This is a genomic window from Verrucomicrobiaceae bacterium (genome assembly GCA_016713035.1).
In the GTDB taxonomy this organism is placed as follows: Bacteria; Verrucomicrobiota; Verrucomicrobiia; order Verrucomicrobiales; family Verrucomicrobiaceae; genus Prosthecobacter.
Window position 1 is genome coordinate 125,555 of record JADJPW010000001.1, and the last position, 17,140, is coordinate 142,694.

Consider the following 17,140-nt stretch of genomic DNA (forward strand, 5'->3'; position numbering starts at 1 on the left):
TGCCTTTGGCAAAAGCAAACACACCCAACGCTCGCGGTAGGCCCTCCTCAAGGCAGGCTTCGCGTTGGTTTTGCTGCACGATCTTCTCTCCATCCGCACAGCGAATCTTGATCGTCGCTTTCGTCGAACGATTGGTCGCCGCGACGTAGAGCAAGCGCACCTCATACTTGCCTGCCTCGGGAATGTTCGGCGCGAAGGTCGCCGTGGCGGCTTGCTTGCGATCCGCTGTGCGATAGCTCGCTCCGACGAGCGCAGGCAGTTTGTCACTCACGGCCCAGGCTCCCGTGAACTCTGCCGCATCGTCATCGAGCATGAGGTCACTCGTGCTGGCCTCAGATGTCGCCGCCAGCGTCATCGGCTTTGCCTTGTCCGTCTCTGCCAAAGTGAACCGCGTGCTCACCACCGAGTTCTTCTCGGCACCCTCGCGATACTGAATGTATGTGGTCGCGACAAAGGTGTCGTCCGGCAGCAGTTCCAGGCCCGAGTAGCCGCAGTCGCTGCCTTTGTAGCTGTGCAGCAGCAACAGTTTCCGCTGGCCTTCGCGATGCTGCACGATGTCATCATAAGTCCCCACCCACGCGACGAAGTGATTATGCGTTCGCTTGTCCGGCCCCATGTCGCGGAAGGTCACGACGAGCCTGCCATCACGAGCATAGCGCAGCATGTGGCGATCACCCCACAAGCCCTCCGGCAGTGGCTTCAATTCCGACCACTTCGCCCCTTCGTCATCACTCGTGATGAAGTGCGAGCCCGCCGCACGGATGTTCTCACGGATCATGCAGAGCAATTGCTTGCCATCAGGCGAGCGGATCACGGCAGGTTCGCAAGGCTTCAGCGCCTTGTCATCCACCAGCACGCGCCACTTCGTCCACGTCAGGCCGCCATCGCTCGACTCGCTCTGCGCGAGCACGTTCGACCGGAGGTCAGCGTCACCCTCGCGACGAATGCTGCTCAACCCGATCAACTTCTTCCCGCCTTCCACCGGCACGATGGTCGTGAACGGCATCACGCACTCCAGACCATTGCTCGCCATCGGCGACCACGTCTTGCCTTCATCCATCGACACCGACTGCTGCATCTGCTTGTCCGGCCCACGCCCCGCATACACGATCAATCGCGTCACGCTATCTGGCCCCGTGATCCGATAGATCGAAGGACAGTTCTTCGCCTCCGTCCAGTTCTCGGGCACCGTCAGCAGTTCACTCCAAGTCCTCCCGCCATCCTCGCTGCGCTTCATAGGCCCACACGTCCCGCCATGACCGAGTGTCCACACTGCGATCATCGTCTTGCCATCTGGCAACAACACCGTCGTCGGATGCCCCTGATAGACCTCTTCAGAGCCTTGCGCGATGATGACCTGACGCTGCGTGTCCTGCGACAGATCGATGACGGGCAGCGGATCAACCGCAGCGGCCAGGAGAACAGGCGCTAAGGCGCAGAAAGAAAGTCGGAGGAGGGAGAAGCAATGCACCTCCTCATGACGAAGACCACGACGGCGAAATATCTTCTGAATCTGCTTTGGAGGAGAATCGTTTCACTTCATGCAGAAAGGCATGATGCAGAAACGAACAATCAAGAAGCGATGCGGAAGAGCTTTTGGCGTTCTCGAACAGAATCTTTCGCTCCACGAGCTTGTTAGGCGAGAGCTTGCGGATCATCGCCAGTGTCTGCGCCCCTGGCAGCCGGGACCACGGCCAAAATGGTCTGCGCAATCACTGCCATAGAGGATTTTATCCTGATGCCGGTCGAAAAAGCCCCGCGTGTGCTCCTCGTCCCGCGTCAGCGCCAGCAGGCCGCTGCCCGCAGACATATCGGCGAACATATTCGGATAATCGGCCAAATAGCGATCTGTCAGTCCGCCTGGTGTCACTTTGCCTTTTGGGTAATTCACCTTCTGGTCGTGGTTTTTGTCGATATTGCCCCAAAATGCCTGCGCATGGCCGATGAAGCTCGTTTTGGGGAATTTCGAGAGCATCGTGTGGAGGCGGTCATAGCCGCGATTGTACGTCTGGTGCTGAAAATGGAGCAAAATGGGCACTCCATAGGCCCCGGCGAGCTCATAGAGCTTTTGGCTCGCAGCAGAATCACACTCCACATCAAACTTTTGCTCTGCGATCATGCATGCACCGCGCTTGAGCCAGTGTTCCAGTTCAGAGGGCGCAGAGTCTAAATCCGTGACCTCATTCGCCGCCCACAGATATGCGCCAGGATGCGCTGTGGCAAAATTCATCGCCCAGGCCGTGCCGCTGACCTTTGCCGCTAGGCCATTGGAGCGGCCCTGGTGCGTGGATGCCCGCTCCACCATCGTCCCGCCCGGCAGCAGGATGCTGGTCGTCACGCCCATCGCCTCCTGGTGTGCCAGCAGATGTGCATCTGTGCGCAGGTGGTAGTTCATGTGCTGGTGGATGTCGATCACCGGCTCCACCGCTGCTTTTTCCTGTGAAAATGCCGTGGAGCACAGACTAGTGACTGTGGAGGCCAAAAAATTCCGCCGAGAGATGTTTTTCATGTCATTGCTGCATACGTCGGCTGCATGCCATTATTCCGCAGCCATCAGCAACTTTGATCACCACCCTGCGTTTCACCTGGGAACTCTCTTCTATGCCGAATCTCATCGACGTCCTCGTCCAAACTGCTGCCACTGCCGGTTGCCCCGAGCCCACCCGCCTCCGTCACTCCCTGGAAACAGCCGCCGATAAGCGCCAACCGCTCATGGATGCGCTCGTGGATGCCAATATGGTGGATGAAGATCGCTTCTTCTCCCAGCTCGCCACCAGCCTCGGCATTCCATTTGAGCAAAATGGTGCCACCGATGCTCCAGAGGGCATCCACAACCGCTTCCCGGCCAAAATCGCCCTCCGCCACCGCGTCTTTCCTACCCAGCTGAGCAGCACTGAGGCCACGCTGCTCACTTACAATCCCTTTGACCTCAGCGCACGCCAGGCCGTGGGCCAGGAGCTGCGCAAACGCGTCCACTGGCAGATCGCCCCACGCCACCGGATCCTCGAAGCCCTCCACCAGGGCTACGGAGTCGGAGCAGAGAATTTCGAGGAGCTGCTGGAAGGCCGCGAGGCTGGCGACGACCACGACGACCTCAAACAGGAAACCACCGTACTCGATGAGGCTGATGAGGAAGCCACCGTGCTCAACTTCGTGAACCAAATCTTCCGCGAGGCACTCAAAGAACGCGCCACGGACATCCACGTCGAGCCCTTAGACAAAGACCTGCGCATCCGCTACCGCGTCGATGGCAAGCTGCTGGAAGTCCCCGTGCCGCCAAACATGCGACTGCTGCAAAACTCGCTCGTCTCACGCCTGAAAATCATGGCCCACCTCGATATCGCAGAGCGTCGCCTGCCGCAGGATGGCCGTATCAATCTGGAGCTCGATGGTGAACCGATCGACGTCCGCGTCGCGACCATCCCTAGTGTGAATGGTGAGTCCGTGGCACTGCGCCTGCTCACACGCAAAAAGTTCGACATGAACGCCATCGGACTCGATCCGCACACCGAGGCTACCTTGAGAAAGCTAATCGCAGCCCCCAATGGCATCATCCTGGTCACTGGCCCCACTGGCAGCGGGAAATCGACCACGCTCTACACCCTGCTCAAAGAGCTGAACACCAAGGAGCGCCGTATCGTCACCATCGAAGACCCAGTGGAAAACAAGCTCGATGGCATCGTGCAAATCGCTGTGAAACCAGAAATCGACCTCACCTTTGCCGCAGGCCTACGCAGCATCCTGCGTGGCGACCCGAACGTCATCATGGTCGGCGAAATGCGTGACCAGGAGACCGTGGAGATCGCTATCCGTGGTGCATTGACTGGTCACTTAGTACTTTCCACGCTGCACACCAATGACGCTGTCGGCGGCATCTCACGCCTTTTGGACATGGGCATCGAGCCCTTCATGGTCGCCTCCAGCGTGCGTGCCTTTCAGGCTCAGCGCCTCGTGCGCACCCTCTGCACAGCCTGCAAACAACCCGCGCACTACGAAGAAGCCTATCTGAAGAACGTTGGCATTCCGGCTGATTTCAAGCGCACCTTCTACAAGCCTGTCGGCTGCCGCTCCTGCCGTGGCACTGGCTTCACTGGCCGACTCGCCATCATGGAAATCTGCCTCATGACCGAAGCCATCCAGGACAAGATCAACCAACGTGCCAATAGCATGGAACTCAAAGCTCAAGCCCTCAAAGACGGCATGGTCCCCATGCGCCAATACGGCTTCCGCAAAGCTAGCGAAGGCATCACCACACTCGAAGAGGTGCTCACCGTCACTGCGGCTAGTGAGTAGCCCCTGAAAAAGGGCTCAGTCCAATCACGAAATCAGACGGTGTTGATCCACACGATCAAGCACGCACCTTTACCTTCCCATGCGGCACGCTGACATGGGGATTGCCACGTGCGAGGAAGCGCCACGGGAAATCCACGGCCTGGCTGATTCCTACACGGATGTCGCTCACCACCTCGTAATCTTTTTTCGCCTTCCGAAGGCCACACTCTGCCTCCCTGCCCTGCCCCACCATCGGCAGGCCATGATGCGATCCGTCGATGCCTAGCGCCTGCGCCAGCTTGCCGGGACCAGAGCATAAATCGCGGACTTTTTCGCGCTTGCGGCGGCTTTGCATGTCTTCGAGACCGCTTTGCGGATCAAGCGCCCGAACTAAAATAAGCCCATCGTGCTCGCCACCCTTCACCAGCAAGTTAAAGAGCCAGTACATGCCATAATTGAAATACACATAGGCCGCACCGGGTGGCTTTGAACGCACGAACTCACGCGCACTAGGCCTGGAGGCCGTGTGACACGCTGCATCCCCCTCCACCGCATACGCCTCTGTCTCCACGATGATGCCCGAGCAGCCGTGCCACACCAACTCCACGCCTACGAGCTCGCGGGCCACAGTGAGCACATCCCGCTGGAAGAAGTTCCGTGTTAGATAAGGCATATTTCACAGCCCTGTCGGATGGTCCACAAATTGCCACGGAATGCCGAACTTCGACTCGATGTGGGCGGAGAGTGCCTTCACGCCGAAGGTCTCAGTCGCGTAATGCCCACCGTAGATGAGATTGACCCCCAGCTCCTCTGCCAGCGTGTAGCTCCAGTGTGGCCCCTCGCCGGTGATGAAGGTGTCGATGCCGGCCTTCGCCACCGTGGCGACTTCCGAACCCGCACCACCCGTCATGATGCCGATGCGGCGGCAGACGGCTGGGCCACCTGGACAGACATGCACGCGGGAGCCTGTTGCTGCCCCGACTCGCTTCACGAGCTCTTCGCGGCTGATTTCTGTTTCGATCCGGGCACCATTGTCCGTCCCCTTCGTCTTCATAAAAGTGCCACAGGGCTCAAAACCGATCGCACGGGCCAATACAGCGTCGTTGCCGAGAGTGGGATGAAAATCCAACGGCAGATGGCAGCTATACACCGCCAATCCGGCATCCAGCGCCACTTTCATCTTCTGAAACACCGGTCCCGTCCAAGTCTGCAATCCAGTCCAAAACATGCCATGATGCACAATCAGTAAATCTGCTCCAGCATCCACAGCCTTTCGTATCACGGGCAGTGTGGCGTCCACAGCCGCGACGATCTTGCTGACGCTGCCGTGGTGATTCTCGAGTTGCAGGCCATTGAGAGCGTTACCGTAATCCGCGATCTCATTGAGGCGCAGTTCGGTATCGAGGTAGGTGACGAGGTCGGCGAGTTTCATGGAGGAAAGGGGCGGCGGGGCACTTGTGATGCTGCCGAGTGGTTTTTCCATGTCATTTCGCATCAAAAACGAACGTAGTGTCCCCTGCCCTGATTTATGTTCCGCCCCCTCCTTTTCATCACACTCGCTCCGATGGCTGTTTCTGCTGCCGAACAGCCTCTACCAGCCAAAATCGAGTTCAATCGCGATGTGCGGCCCATTTTGAGTGACAACTGCTTCTACTGCCACGGCAACGACCCGAAGCACCGCGAGGCCGATCTCCGTCTCGACCTCCGCGATGAGGCCGTGAAGGCCAAAGCCTTCCTTCCCGGCAATGCAAAAGACAGCGAACTCATCGCCCGCATCCTCACCCAGGACGAGGACGATCACATGCCGCCGCCGGATTCGAACAAGAAGCTCACTGAGCGTCAGAAGGCCATTTTGCAGAAATGGATCGAGCAAGGTGCCACCTACCAGCAGCACTGGGCCTATGAAAAGCCCGTGAAGGCTAAAATCCCCGCCGGTGCAAATCCCATCGACCACCTGGTGCAAAAACGCATCGCCGAGATCGGACTCAAACCGTCCCCGAAGGCCGATGACCGCACATTGATGCGCCGTCTGTCCTTCGACCTCACCGGCCTGCCACCGCAGAAATCGGAAATCACCAATCTGAAATCCGAAATCGACCGCCTGCTCGCCTCCCCGCACTACGGCGAGCGCATGGCCATCGGGTGGCTCGATGTCGTGCGGTTCGCCGACACCATCGGCTACCACAGCGACAATCCCACAACGTCTGGCCGTACCGCGACTACGTCATCCGCAGCTTCAACGAGAACAAACGATTCGACCGCTTCACCCTCGAGCAGATCGCCGGAGACTTGATGCCGGATGCCACTCAAGAAACCCGCGTCGCATCCGCCTTTAACCGCCTGCTCCTCACCACCGAAGAAGGCGGCGCTCAAGCCAAGGACTACGAGCAGCGCATGCTCACCGACCGCGTCCGCGCCATCGGCAATGCGTGGATGGGCCAGACCACCGGCTGCGCCCAGTGCCACGACCACAAGTTCGATCCCATCACCATGCGGGACTTCTACACCCTCGGCGCTTTCTTCTCCGACATCAAAGAGCCCATCCTCGGCCGACGCGAGCCGGGCATGATGGTCCTCGATGCCGAGGGTGAAAAGAAACAGGCAGACATTGCGAAACGTCTCGCAGCCTTGCAGGCGGAGTTTGCCAAGCCACGCCCGGAACTCGCGACCGCGCAATCCGAGTGGGAAAAGAAGGCGCTGGAGGCCGTGACCACCAAGAGCACGTGGCAGCCGTTGAAGCCGCTCACCGCGGCCTCGGTGAAAAAGAACGTCACCCTCAAAGCCGACAAAGACGGCATCGTGCGCGGCGTGATCGACAAAAAACGCGAAGAGAGGAAGCAAAACGACGGCACCGAAACCTACACGATCACCACCAAGCTCCCGAAAGGCACCACCGGCATCCGCCTCGATGCCTTGAAGGAAAAATCACCCGGCATCGGCCTCGCCTCGAATGGCAACTTCGCCCTCAGCGAGGTCGCTTTGAGCATCGGAAACAAAAACAAGCAGGAGAAACTCCCGATCGCCCACGCCAGCGCCACCTTTGAGCAGAAGAATTTTCCCCGCGAAGAACACCATCGACGGCATCGCCGATCAAAAACTCAACGGCTGGGCCGTGCTCGGTGCGACTGGCGCAGATCAGTCGCTCTACCTCGAACTCGCTCAGCCACATGCCGATGCGCAGGCTGTCGTCACCCTCACGCTAAGCTTTGCGCATGATGGCAATCACGAGATCGCCAACCTCCGCCTCAACACCACCGCCGCCGCCGCGCCCATCCGCGCACCGGCCATCGCGCTTCCAGCCAAAGAGATCGCCGACATCCTCAAAGCACCCGCCGACAAACGCACCGCGTCGCAAAAACAAAAACTCGCCGAAGCCTATAAGCAGATCGCACCCGAACTCGCCGCGCTCCGCACCCAGCTCTCCACCACCGAAAAAGAAAAGGCCGACTTCGAGGCCGCCGCGCCGAAGTGCATCGTCTCCGTCAGCGACACCGCGAAACGCACCGTGCGCATCCTTCCGCGTGGCGATTGGATGAACGAAAGCGGCGAAGTCGTGAAGGCCGCGCTGCCCAGCTACCTGCCCAAGCCAAAAATCGAAGGCCGCGACCTCACGCGCCTTGATCTCGCCCAGTGGCTCGTTTCCAAAGAGAATCCGCTCACGGCCCGCAACGTCATGAACCGCCTGTGGAAGCAGTTCTTCGGCACCGGCCTCAGCAAGGTGCTCGACGACCTCGGCGCTCAAGGCGAGCCGCCCGTGAATCCCGCGCTGCTCGACTGGCTCGCTTGCGAGTTCATGGACAGCGGCTGGGACATGCAGCACATGATCCGCCTCATCGTCACCAGCCACACCTACCAGCAGGTCAGCACCTCCACGAAGGAACTCACCGCCGCTGATCCGTATAATCGCGAATGCGCCCGCCAGAGCGCCTTCCGCCTCGATGCCGAACTCGTGCGCGACAACGCCCTCGCCATCTCCGGCCTGCTCGTGCCGAAAATCGGCGGCCCCAGCGTCAAACCTTACCAACCCGCCAAATACTGGGAAAACCTCAACTTCCCCACCCGCGAATGGCAGAACGACAGCGGCGAGAGCCTGTATCGTCGCGGCATGTACACCTGGTGGCAGCGCAGCTTCACCCATCCCGCCATGCTCGCCTTCGACGCCCCCAGCCGCGAAGAATGCACCGCCGAGCGAAATCGCTCCAACATCCCCCAGCAAGCCCTCGTCCTCCTCAACGACCCCTCCTACGTCGAAGCCGCCCGCGCCTTCGCCGCCCGCATCCTCCAAAGTGATGGCGATGCCCCAAAACGCATCACCTGGGCCTTCCAGCAAGCTTTGCAGCGCCCACCGAGCGCCGACGAAATCAAGACGCTCTCCGCCTTGTTCACCAAACACCTCTCCGATTACCAAACGGACCCTGTCGCCGCCGAAGCCCTGCTCCAAACCGGCGCTGCACCTGTCCCCGCCACTTTGAACAAGCCCGAACTCGCCGCGTGGACGCATGTCGCCCGCGTCTTGCTGAATCTGCACGAAACGGTCACGCGGAGCTGAGTCATGAATCGCTCAGTTCACCTTCAAACCCTCCAACCGCGCCAGCTTCTTCGCCTTGGCGTCAAAGCTCCAAAACGTGTCGCACCCCAGCACCAGCGCGGAGGAGACGTGGAGGATGTCATAGGTGCGGAAGCCTTCTTTCGCGGTGTGGCGATCACTAAGCTGCATAAACACCTGTTCGACGGTGTCATCATCCAATGGACAGTTTTGAAAGCGCCTGCCCGTTCTGACTTCGTCCGCAAATTGTGCCCGGACTGCGGAAACATACTCGGGCGTGATGCGGAGCACTTGTGCCCCGTGTCGGGCCATGTACAGGCATTGCTGGAGCGCATTGGCGATCTCCAGACGCAACAGCCGCGTGATTGGCAGGATGTCGTGCGCGGTGGGAAGAAGTCTCCGGGCCTCTTGGCTGTCAGAGAGGTCCACCAGGATATTGGTGTAGAAATTGGTGTCGGCGTAAATCATGCAGCCTCTCCGGCGATCATGCGGGCCAGCAGATCCGACTCTTCCCGTGAGGCCGCGACCAATTCACCGTGCGCACGAAAAGGCCTCTGCAAAAGCTCCAACTGGGCGAGAAAATCATCCGGCGCTGGCCCTGCCAAAATCTTCACCCGTGGGTGTGCGGTCGACTTGATCACGCGAACAGGGGGAGATGCCACGGAACGGCGGCGGGCAGTTTTTTTGGCAAGCGTTTTGGTCTTCATTGGCAGGATCATGGCGAAAATCACGCCTTTCAGCAAGCCACTTCTACTCTCATGACCTCCCCGCTTCTCCACACCCGCCGCGCCTTTCTCGGCCGCACCTCGCAAGGTCTCGGCGGCATCGCTTTGGCTTCGCTGATGAGTCCGGGGCTGCTTGGTGCCGCCTCACGCGGAGTGCTGGGCAAACTGCCGCTGCCGCAAAAAGCGAAACGCGTCATCTGGCTCACGATGGCGGGCGGACCGTCGCAGTTGGAGCTGTTTGATTACAAGCCGAAGCTCGCGGCAATGGATGGGAAGCCTATGCCGGAGTCATTCACGAAGGGGCAGCAACTCGCGCAACTGCAGGGACAGAAATTGGTGTGCAAAGGGCCGATGTTTGGTTTCGCGAAACACGGCGAAAGCCAGATGGAGCTCTCGGAGCTGCTGCCGCATCTAGGCAGCGTAGCGGACGACCTCTGCCTCGTGCGCTCAATGACCACGGACGCGATCAACCACGACCCGGCGCACATGTTCATGAACACCGGCGCTCAAATCGCCGGCCGTCCGAGCATGGGCGCATGGATCACCTACGGCCTCGGCAGCGAGGCGGAGGATCTGCCCGGATTCGTCGTCATGGTGTCCACCGGCAAAGGCCGCACGCCGCAACCCATCGCCGCGCGGCAGTGGAGCAGCGGCTTTTTGCCGTCGAAGTATCAAGGCGTGCAACTCCGCTCGCAGGGCGATCCCGTTTTGTATCTCACGAGTCCAAATGGAGTCACCCGCGAGCGCCAAGGAGCCGATGTGGCCGCGATTAATGCGCTGAACAAACAGCACGCCGCCATTTGCGACGATCCCGAGATCGCCACGCGCATCGCGCAGTATGAAATGGCTTTTCAAATGCAGGCCAGCGTGCCGGAGCTGATGGACATCCGTCCCGAAGGCCCGAAAACGCTCGAACTCTACGGCTGCACGCCCGGCGACGGCTCCTTCGCGTCAAACTGCCTGCTCGCCCGCCGACTCGCCGAACGCGGCACGCGCTTCATCCAGCTCTACCATCGCGATTGGGACCACCACAGCCTCCTGCGCGAGGAATTGCCACTCCGCGCCAAAGAAGTGGATCGCGCCTGCATGGCCCTCATCACCGACCTGAAACAGCGCGGCCTCTTCGACGACACGCTCATCGTTTTCAGCGGCGAATTCGGTCGCACACCGATGGCGCAGGGCAACAAAGGCCCCATCGGCCGCGATCATCACAACAAAGCCATGTCCATGTGGCTCGCCGGTGCCGGCATCCAGCGCGGCATCACCTACGGCGCCACCGACGATCTCGGCTACGCCGCGCAGGAAAACATCACCACCGTCCACGACCTCCACGCCACCATGCTGCACCAGCTCGGCATCCAGCACGACGCCTTCAGCTTCAAGTTCCAAGGGCTTGATGCAAGGCTGAGCGGCGTCGAAGGAGCCAAAGTCATCAAAAAGATCCTCTCATGAAAAACACCCTCCTCTTCCTCGCACTCGCCCTTCCATCCTTCGCTTTCGACATCACCGTCGCTGAAAAAGACCACGTCGCCGTAGCGAATGGCGGCAAGGTCGTGGCGAAGCTCATGATGGCGAATGATCTCAGCACGCCGGAGAAGCATCACGAGACCTACAAGCCCTACATGCACGTCTTCAGCGCCGATGGCTCCACGCGGCTCACGAAAGGCGCGGGGTTCAACTTCACGCACCATCGCGGCATCTTCCTCGGCTTCAGCAAGATTGGCTACAACGGCAAATCGTATGATCGCTGGCACATGAAGAAGGGCGATCAGGTCGTGACGAAGGTCACGCCCGGCGAAAACACTTTCACTGCCCACATCGACTGGCAGGGCGACACCACCGCGCCCTTCCTCACCGAAGAACGCCGCTTCAGCTTCACCACGCCCGCGAAGCCCTTCTACCTCGGCATCGAAATGAACAGCGCCATCAAGACCGTGTCCGGCGAGGCCGACATGAATGGCGACCCCGAACACGCGGGTGCTCAGTTCCGCCCGAGCGAACTCGTGGACACGAAAACGACGACGTATGTTTTCCCCGGCGAAAACATCGACGCCCACAAAGTCCGCGACCTCCCCTGGGCTGCCGAAATCTTCACCGTGGAGGGCAAAACCTTCACCGTCGTGATCCTGAACCATCCCGACAATCCAAAGGACACCGCCACCTCCGCCTACCGCGACTACGGTCGCTTCGGCATGTTCCTCAAAGGCAAAGCGACTGCCGAGGCTCCCTTCAAACTCCGCTACCAATGGCTCATCGCCGAAGGCGACGTGCGTGATGCGGCTGCCTTTCAGAGCGCGTGGAATGCCTTCGCTGGAAAAAGCGAGCCTGTGCCGCCGCTGACCATCAAAGCCTCCGAGCAGTCGAAGCCAAAGGCAAAGAAGTAAGCGGTGTTTTTAGCAAGGTAGTGTCTGAAAACGTGCCCGATTCGCCCAGGCGAAGCAAAGTGGCCATCTCGCTCCGTGAGATGGCTACCCTGCTGACGCTGCTTTCAAGCGCCCCAGATGTTTTTCAAACACAGCCTAGTACGTCAGACTGGCACTGCGACCGTGCTTCACAAACGCTTGGCATGTGAGCTCAGTGGAGATGGTGTGATGAGCCTTGACGCACGCTTTTGCGGCGTCGAAGGCGAAAAAGGAATCAGTCCATTCTCGTTTAATCTGCTCCTATGAATCAAATCGACCTCAAAAACCGTGTCGCCATCGTCACTGGCGGTGCCCGTGGCATCGGGAATGCTATCTCCACCCGCTTGCTCCAATCTGGTGCAAAAGTCGCCCTGTGGGATGTGGATGAAAAAGCACTCGGGGAGGCCAAAGCTGAGCTTTCTGCCCTGGGGGCCGTCCACACTGCTCAAGTGGATGTGACCTCACTCGCATCGGTGGAGGCTGCCACGGCCTCCACGCTCGCAGCCTTCGGAAAAATCGACATTTTGGTCAACAACGCTGGCATCGCCGGAAACAACGCGAAGACATGGGAGCTCGATCCAGCTGATTGGCGCCGCGTTGTCGATATCAATCTCCACGGCCCGTTTCACTGCTGCCGTGCAGTCGTTCCGCACCTGATCGCAGGTGGTTATGGACGCATCGTAAACATCGCCTCCATCGCGGGGAAGGAAGGCAATCCGAACGCCTCCCATTACAGCGCCTCCAAGGCCGCCGTAGTGGCTCTGACGAAGTCTCTCGGCAAGGAATTGGCCACGGCTGGCATTCTGGTGAATTGCATCACGCCTGCCGTGATCGAGACGGATATTTTGAAGCAATGCACGCAGCAGCATATCGACTACATGCTCTCGAAGATTCCGATGAATCGCTTTGGCAAAAAAGAGGAGGCCGCAGCTCTCGTGGCTTGGCTATGCAGCGAGGATTGCTCTTTCACCACGGGCTCTGTCTTTGACCTCTCGGGCGGTCGTGCGACGTATTGAGGCGCAATACACTTTCTATCGCCATTTGATGCATTTCATCCACAGGCTACGGAGCTTGGAAAGGCTCGTTTTTCCACGACGTGGCTACAATAGGTCACGCAGGAATCGCCCTGTCACGCTTGCTGGATTTGCAGCGATCTCTGATGGAGGGCCTACGGCGAGTAGGTGGCCGCCAGCCTGTCCGCCAGTGGGGCCTAGATCGATGATGTGATCAGCATGGCGGATGATGTCTAGATGGTGCTCGATGATGATGAGGGTGTTCCCCGCATCACGCAGACGCAGTAGCACATCGAGCAGGGTCTGGATGTCTGCACTGTGGAGGCCCGTGGTCGGTTCATCGAGGAGGTAGAGGGTTTTTCCCGTGCTGCGCTTCGCTAGCTCGGTGGCGAGCTTTACCCTCTGGGCTTCGCCGCCGGAGAGTGCGGCACCACTTTGACCGAGCTTGATGTAGCCGAGCCCGCAATCCTCTAGCGCCTTGAGTTTCGCGGTGATCTGCATGTTGGCGGCGAAGAAGCGGTGTGCTTCACTGACGGTCATTTCGAGCACATCGGCGATGGATTTGCCTTTGAAGGTGATTTCTAGCGTCTCCTGGCCGAAGCGGCGACCCTGGCACGCGGTGCAGGTCACGTGCACGTCGGGGAGGAAGTGCATTTCGATCTGGAGCTGGCCATCCCCCTGGCATTTTTCGCAGCGCCCACCTGGTGTATTGAAGGAGAAGCGACCTGCATCATATCCACGCTGGCGTGCGAGCGGCAGCTTGGCAAAGAGCTCGCGTATCGTCGTGAAGACGCCGCAATAGGTGGCGGGATTACTGCGCGGACTACGACCGATGGGCGACTGGTCGATGATGATGGCTTTGTCGATCAAATCGAGGCCTGTGATGCGATCATGCGCGGCAGGGACCTCTTTGGCGCTGTAGAAATGCCGCTGTAGGGCCCGCATCAAAATGTCATCGACTAGAGTGGACTTCCCACTGCCACTGGGACCTGTGACGCAGGTGAAGCGACCGATGGGGAAGCTCACCGTGAGGTTTTTGAGATTGTGGGCACTTGCGCCATGGATGGTGAGGGCGGATTGGGGAGAGGATAGAGGCTGCTTCTCTTTCTTCTCACTGCGGTCTTCGATCTGATTCTGCGTTTTGGCCTCGATGCGGCGTGTGCCGCTCAAAAACTGCCCGGTTAGCGAATTTGGGTTCGCCATGACTTCTTCGGGGGTGCCTTGGGCGATGAGATGGCCGCCATGGGGGCCAGCGGCGGGTCCCAGCTCGATGAGGTGATCGGCGGCACGCATCATGGCCTCATCATGCTCGACGACGAGTACGCTATTCCCCAAGTCTCGCAGGCGAGTGAGCGTGCGGATGAGTCGTTCGTTGTCGGTAGGATGCAGGCCGATGCTGGGCTCATCGAGCACATAGAGCACACCGGAGAGCCCCGCGCCGATCTGGGTGGCGAGGCGGATGCGCTGCATCTCGCCGCCAGAAAGGGTGCCGCTCTGTCGATTCAGCGCCAAGTAGCCCAAACCGACTTGTTCGAGGAATTCGAGCCGATTGCGAATCTCTCGCTGGAGCTCCCCCACGTAGGCTTTTTGCTGATCGGTGACTTCGAGTGCATTCAGCCACTGCAAGGCATGCGAGATGTCGAGGCTGGTGAATTCATGAATGTTTAAGCCTGCCCCTTGTACATTGTCATGGCCTCTGGTGTTGGTTTCCAACAAAGAACTAGAAACCAAGAACGAAGAACTCAGCCTGACGGCTAGGCTTTCTTTTCTCAATCGCTTCCCTTCACACGATGGACAGGGCTGCGCGGTCATCAGCCGGGTGAGGTTGGCTTTGAGCATTTCGCTCTCGGCGTTGCGGTGCAGGCGGGCGATTTCGGCCAGCAGGCCTTCAAAGGGCTTTTCGAGGCTCTTTTTGTTCGCGGTCTTTTGCCATCCGGTGTCGATGGTGATGGCCCCAGTGCCATGAAAGAGGGCTTCTTTGAATTCTGCGGGCAGTTTGGCGAAGGGGGCTTTTTCGTCGATGGCGTAATGCTTTGCGAGGGCCTCAATGCCGCGATTGAAGATGATTTTGAGCTTGGGGATTTTCGCCCACCAGGACTTGATCGCGCCGTTGGCGAGCGATTTGGACTCATCTGGCACGAGCAGCGCCGCATCGGGCTTCAGGATGCTGCCCACGCCCTCACAGCGCGGGCAGGCTCCGACATGCGTGTTGAAGGAAAAATGCTGCGGCGTGAGTTTTTCGAGTGTGTAGCCGGTTTTGGCGTTGGTGTAGGCCGTGGTGAAGGTGAGGACGTTTTGTGGTGCTCCAGCGGGCTCTGAACTCGGCGAGCTGGGTTCTTGAATGAGAAAGCGCACTTCACGCTCATTCCAGTGCAGCGCGGCCTCGATCGCCTCCATGAGGCGTGGGCGGACATCCGCGCGGAGGATGAGACGGTCGATGACGATCTCGACAGCGTGCTTTTCGCTCTTAGAGAGCATGGGCAGAGTATCCAGCTCATGGATCACGCCATCGAGTCGGATGCGGATGAAGCCCTGGCGGCGGAGCTTATCAAATAGCGGTGTGAGCAGCTCTGCGCTGGCTGCTGGTAGTGGAGCCAGCACGACAAGGCGTGTGCCTTCATCCAAAGCGAGGATTTTTGCCCCGATCTCGTCTGGGGTGCTGCGCTGGAGTGGATCGCCAGTCTCGGGATCATGCGGCTGCCCAGCGACGGCGTAGAGCACACGCAGATAGTCATAGATCTCCGTGACGGTGGCGATGGTGCTGCGCGGATTCGGCGTCGCATTGATCTGCTCGATAGCGACGGCGGGGGAGAGTCCCTCGATGAAATCCACGTCGGGTTTTTCGAGCTGATCGAGGAACTGCCGTGCATAGGCGCTGAGGCTTTGCACATATCGCCGCTGCCCCTCTGCGTAGAGGGTGTCAAAGGCGAGCGAAGACTTCCCACTGCCACTGACGCCCGTGAGCACCACCAGTTGGTGACGCGGGATGTCGATGTCGATGTTCTTGAGATTGTGCTGGCGTGCACCGCGCACGCGGATCATTTCACGGCTCGCAGTTCCCGGCTCTATGTTCGCGGTTTGGCTCATTCAGTTTTCGATAGGGAGGCTCCATGTTCGATGTTCCTCCCCCGTTCAAGGCATTAAGCATCCCAAGAACTTGCCGCCAAAGCCGTTGAAATCCTGCACAGTCCTCATAGACTCACCTCACCATGAAACCCCTTCTCGTCCTCCTTCTCTCCGGCGCTCTCGGCTATTTGGCCTATGAATACGCCTATCCGCCCATCGCGGAGGCCATGAAATTCACCCGCCATGAGGATAAGAAGCCTGAGAAAAAGGACGTGGAGGTGGCGGTGGTGCCAGTTCCTAAGCCGGAGCCCAAACCGGAGCCAAAACCCGAGCCGATGGTCGCTGAGGTGAAACCAGAGCCCAAACCGGAGCCGATGCCCGAAGCGCCAAAGCCAGTGATGCCCGAGCCCCCGCCCGTGGACCCGAATGCCTTCGTGCCGCCCGTTTTCCCACCTGTGGATGAAGTGACAAAAAACTGGACTGCCGTGCCAGCAGGCTTCTTTGCCCAGCCAAAGCAGGTCAAAATGAACAAAGACCTGGAACTCACTATGAAGACCGGCAATGCCACGGCCAAGTCCGCCGTGAAGGCTGGAGGCAGCATTTTTGTCATGGGCCAGAATGGGACCAATCTCATCGTGGGCTCCAATCCTGGCTCCCCGATGCGCGGTGAGGTGGCGATGGATGACACGAACTTCAAAGAAGTCTTTGCCGCTGCCTACGAGCAAATCAAAGTCGTCCGCACCGAAGAAGCCCGCCGTGCGCATGACAACCGCCTCGCGGCTGCTGAGCGTGCTAAGAATGCCCCTGCTGCTGGCGCTGGTAAATCCGGTGGTGGCAGCGGTGGTGGCAAGCCCGAGAAAGACGCCGATGGCAAATACCCCATCCTCCTCGCCAGCATGCGTGCAGGCGAAGTCACCGAGATCAAACCCGACAACATCAAATTCTGGGGCGATGTGCAGCAGGAAAAGATCGACGGTGCGGACTACTTCACCATCAATGTGAAATACGAAACGCAGACCATGTTCGGCAAATTCGAAACCGAGGCCCAAGCCCGCATCAAGAACGGCAAAGTCGAGAAATGGGTCTATACCGGCTCTGGTGAAGTCGTGCCGTGAT

At 59.3% G+C, this 17,140-nt stretch carries 13 protein-coding genes; 7 read left to right on the forward strand and 6 right to left on the reverse strand.

The features are described 5' to 3' along the window. Positions 1-1,654: 1,654 nt before the first annotated feature. Complete coding sequence (locus IPK32_00530) at positions 1,655-2,509, reverse strand: amidohydrolase (GenBank protein MBK8090507.1); 855 nt, start codon at positions 2,507-2,509, stop codon at positions 1,655-1,657. Between the two features lie 92 nt (positions 2,510-2,601). On the opposite strand from IPK32_00530, the gene IPK32_00535 reads away from it, so the two are divergent. Further along, positions 2,602-4,293, forward strand: coding sequence for a type II/IV secretion system protein (locus IPK32_00535; GenBank protein MBK8090508.1), 1,692 nt, complete (start codon positions 2,602-2,604; stop codon positions 4,291-4,293). A gap of 55 nt (positions 4,294-4,348) precedes the next feature. Here IPK32_00535 and IPK32_00540 read toward each other — a convergent pair whose 3' ends face one another. Next, positions 4,349-4,945: a DNA-3-methyladenine glycosylase gene (locus IPK32_00540; GenBank protein MBK8090509.1), complete on the reverse strand. Its 597-nt coding sequence runs from the start codon at positions 4,943-4,945 to the stop codon at positions 4,349-4,351. 3 nt (positions 4,946-4,948) lie between these two features. Next, positions 4,949-5,704: a Nif3-like dinuclear metal center hexameric protein gene (locus IPK32_00545; GenBank protein ID MBK8090510.1), complete on the reverse strand. Its 756-nt coding sequence runs from the start codon at positions 5,702-5,704 to the stop codon at positions 4,949-4,951. Positions 5,705-5,800: 96 nt separating this feature from the next. Between IPK32_00545 and IPK32_00550 the strand changes: the two genes are divergently transcribed. Further along, positions 5,801-6,565, forward strand: coding sequence for a DUF1549 domain-containing protein (locus tag IPK32_00550; GenBank protein ID MBK8090511.1), 765 nt, complete (start codon positions 5,801-5,803; stop codon positions 6,563-6,565). 747 nt (positions 6,566-7,312) lie between these two features. After that, complete coding sequence (locus tag IPK32_00555; GenBank protein MBK8090512.1) at positions 7,313-8,821, forward strand: DUF1553 domain-containing protein; 1,509 nt, start codon at positions 7,313-7,315, stop codon at positions 8,819-8,821. 12 nt (positions 8,822-8,833) lie between these two features. On the opposite strand, the gene IPK32_00560 is transcribed toward IPK32_00555, so the two are convergent. Both IPK32_00560 and IPK32_00565 read right to left on the reverse strand, forming a co-directional pair. Next, positions 8,834-9,286 (reverse strand): type II toxin-antitoxin system VapC family toxin, encoded by a 453-nt coding sequence (locus IPK32_00560; GenBank protein ID MBK8090513.1) that lies wholly within the window; start codon positions 9,284-9,286, stop codon positions 8,834-8,836. Then, complete coding sequence (locus IPK32_00565) at positions 9,283-9,561, reverse strand: hypothetical protein (protein ID MBK8090514.1); 279 nt, start codon at positions 9,559-9,561, stop codon at positions 9,283-9,285. The genes IPK32_00560 and IPK32_00565 overlap by 4 nt, the downstream gene beginning before the upstream one ends. Before the next feature lie 15 nt (positions 9,562-9,576). Between IPK32_00565 and IPK32_00570 the strand changes: the two genes are divergently transcribed. The 3 genes from IPK32_00570 (at position 9,577) to IPK32_00580 (ending at position 12,961) form a co-directional block, all read left to right on the forward strand. Then, positions 9,577-10,995, forward strand: a complete 1,419-nt coding sequence (locus IPK32_00570) for a DUF1501 domain-containing protein (protein MBK8090515.1) — start codon at positions 9,577-9,579, stop codon at positions 10,993-10,995. After that, entirely contained in the window at positions 10,992-11,927 is a 936-nt protein-coding gene (locus tag IPK32_00575) for a PmoA family protein (protein ID MBK8090516.1), read from the forward strand. The genes IPK32_00570 and IPK32_00575 overlap by 4 nt, the downstream gene beginning before the upstream one ends. Before the next feature lie 281 nt (positions 11,928-12,208). Next, positions 12,209-12,961, forward strand: a complete 753-nt coding sequence (locus IPK32_00580; GenBank protein ID MBK8090517.1) for an SDR family oxidoreductase — start codon at positions 12,209-12,211, stop codon at positions 12,959-12,961. Between the two features lie 84 nt (positions 12,962-13,045). Here IPK32_00580 and uvrA read toward each other — a convergent pair whose 3' ends face one another. Then, positions 13,046-16,045 carry an excinuclease ABC subunit UvrA gene (uvrA, locus tag IPK32_00585; protein ID MBK8090518.1) on the reverse strand — a complete coding sequence of 1,000 codons (3,000 nt, stop codon included), beginning with the start codon at positions 16,043-16,045 and terminating at the stop codon, positions 13,046-13,048. Between the two features lie 122 nt (positions 16,046-16,167). Here uvrA and IPK32_00590 point away from each other — a divergent pair, with 122 nt between their 5' ends. Next, positions 16,168-17,139, forward strand: coding sequence for a hypothetical protein (locus IPK32_00590; GenBank protein ID MBK8090519.1), 972 nt, complete (start codon positions 16,168-16,170; stop codon positions 17,137-17,139). Position 17,140 lies beyond the last annotated feature (1 nt).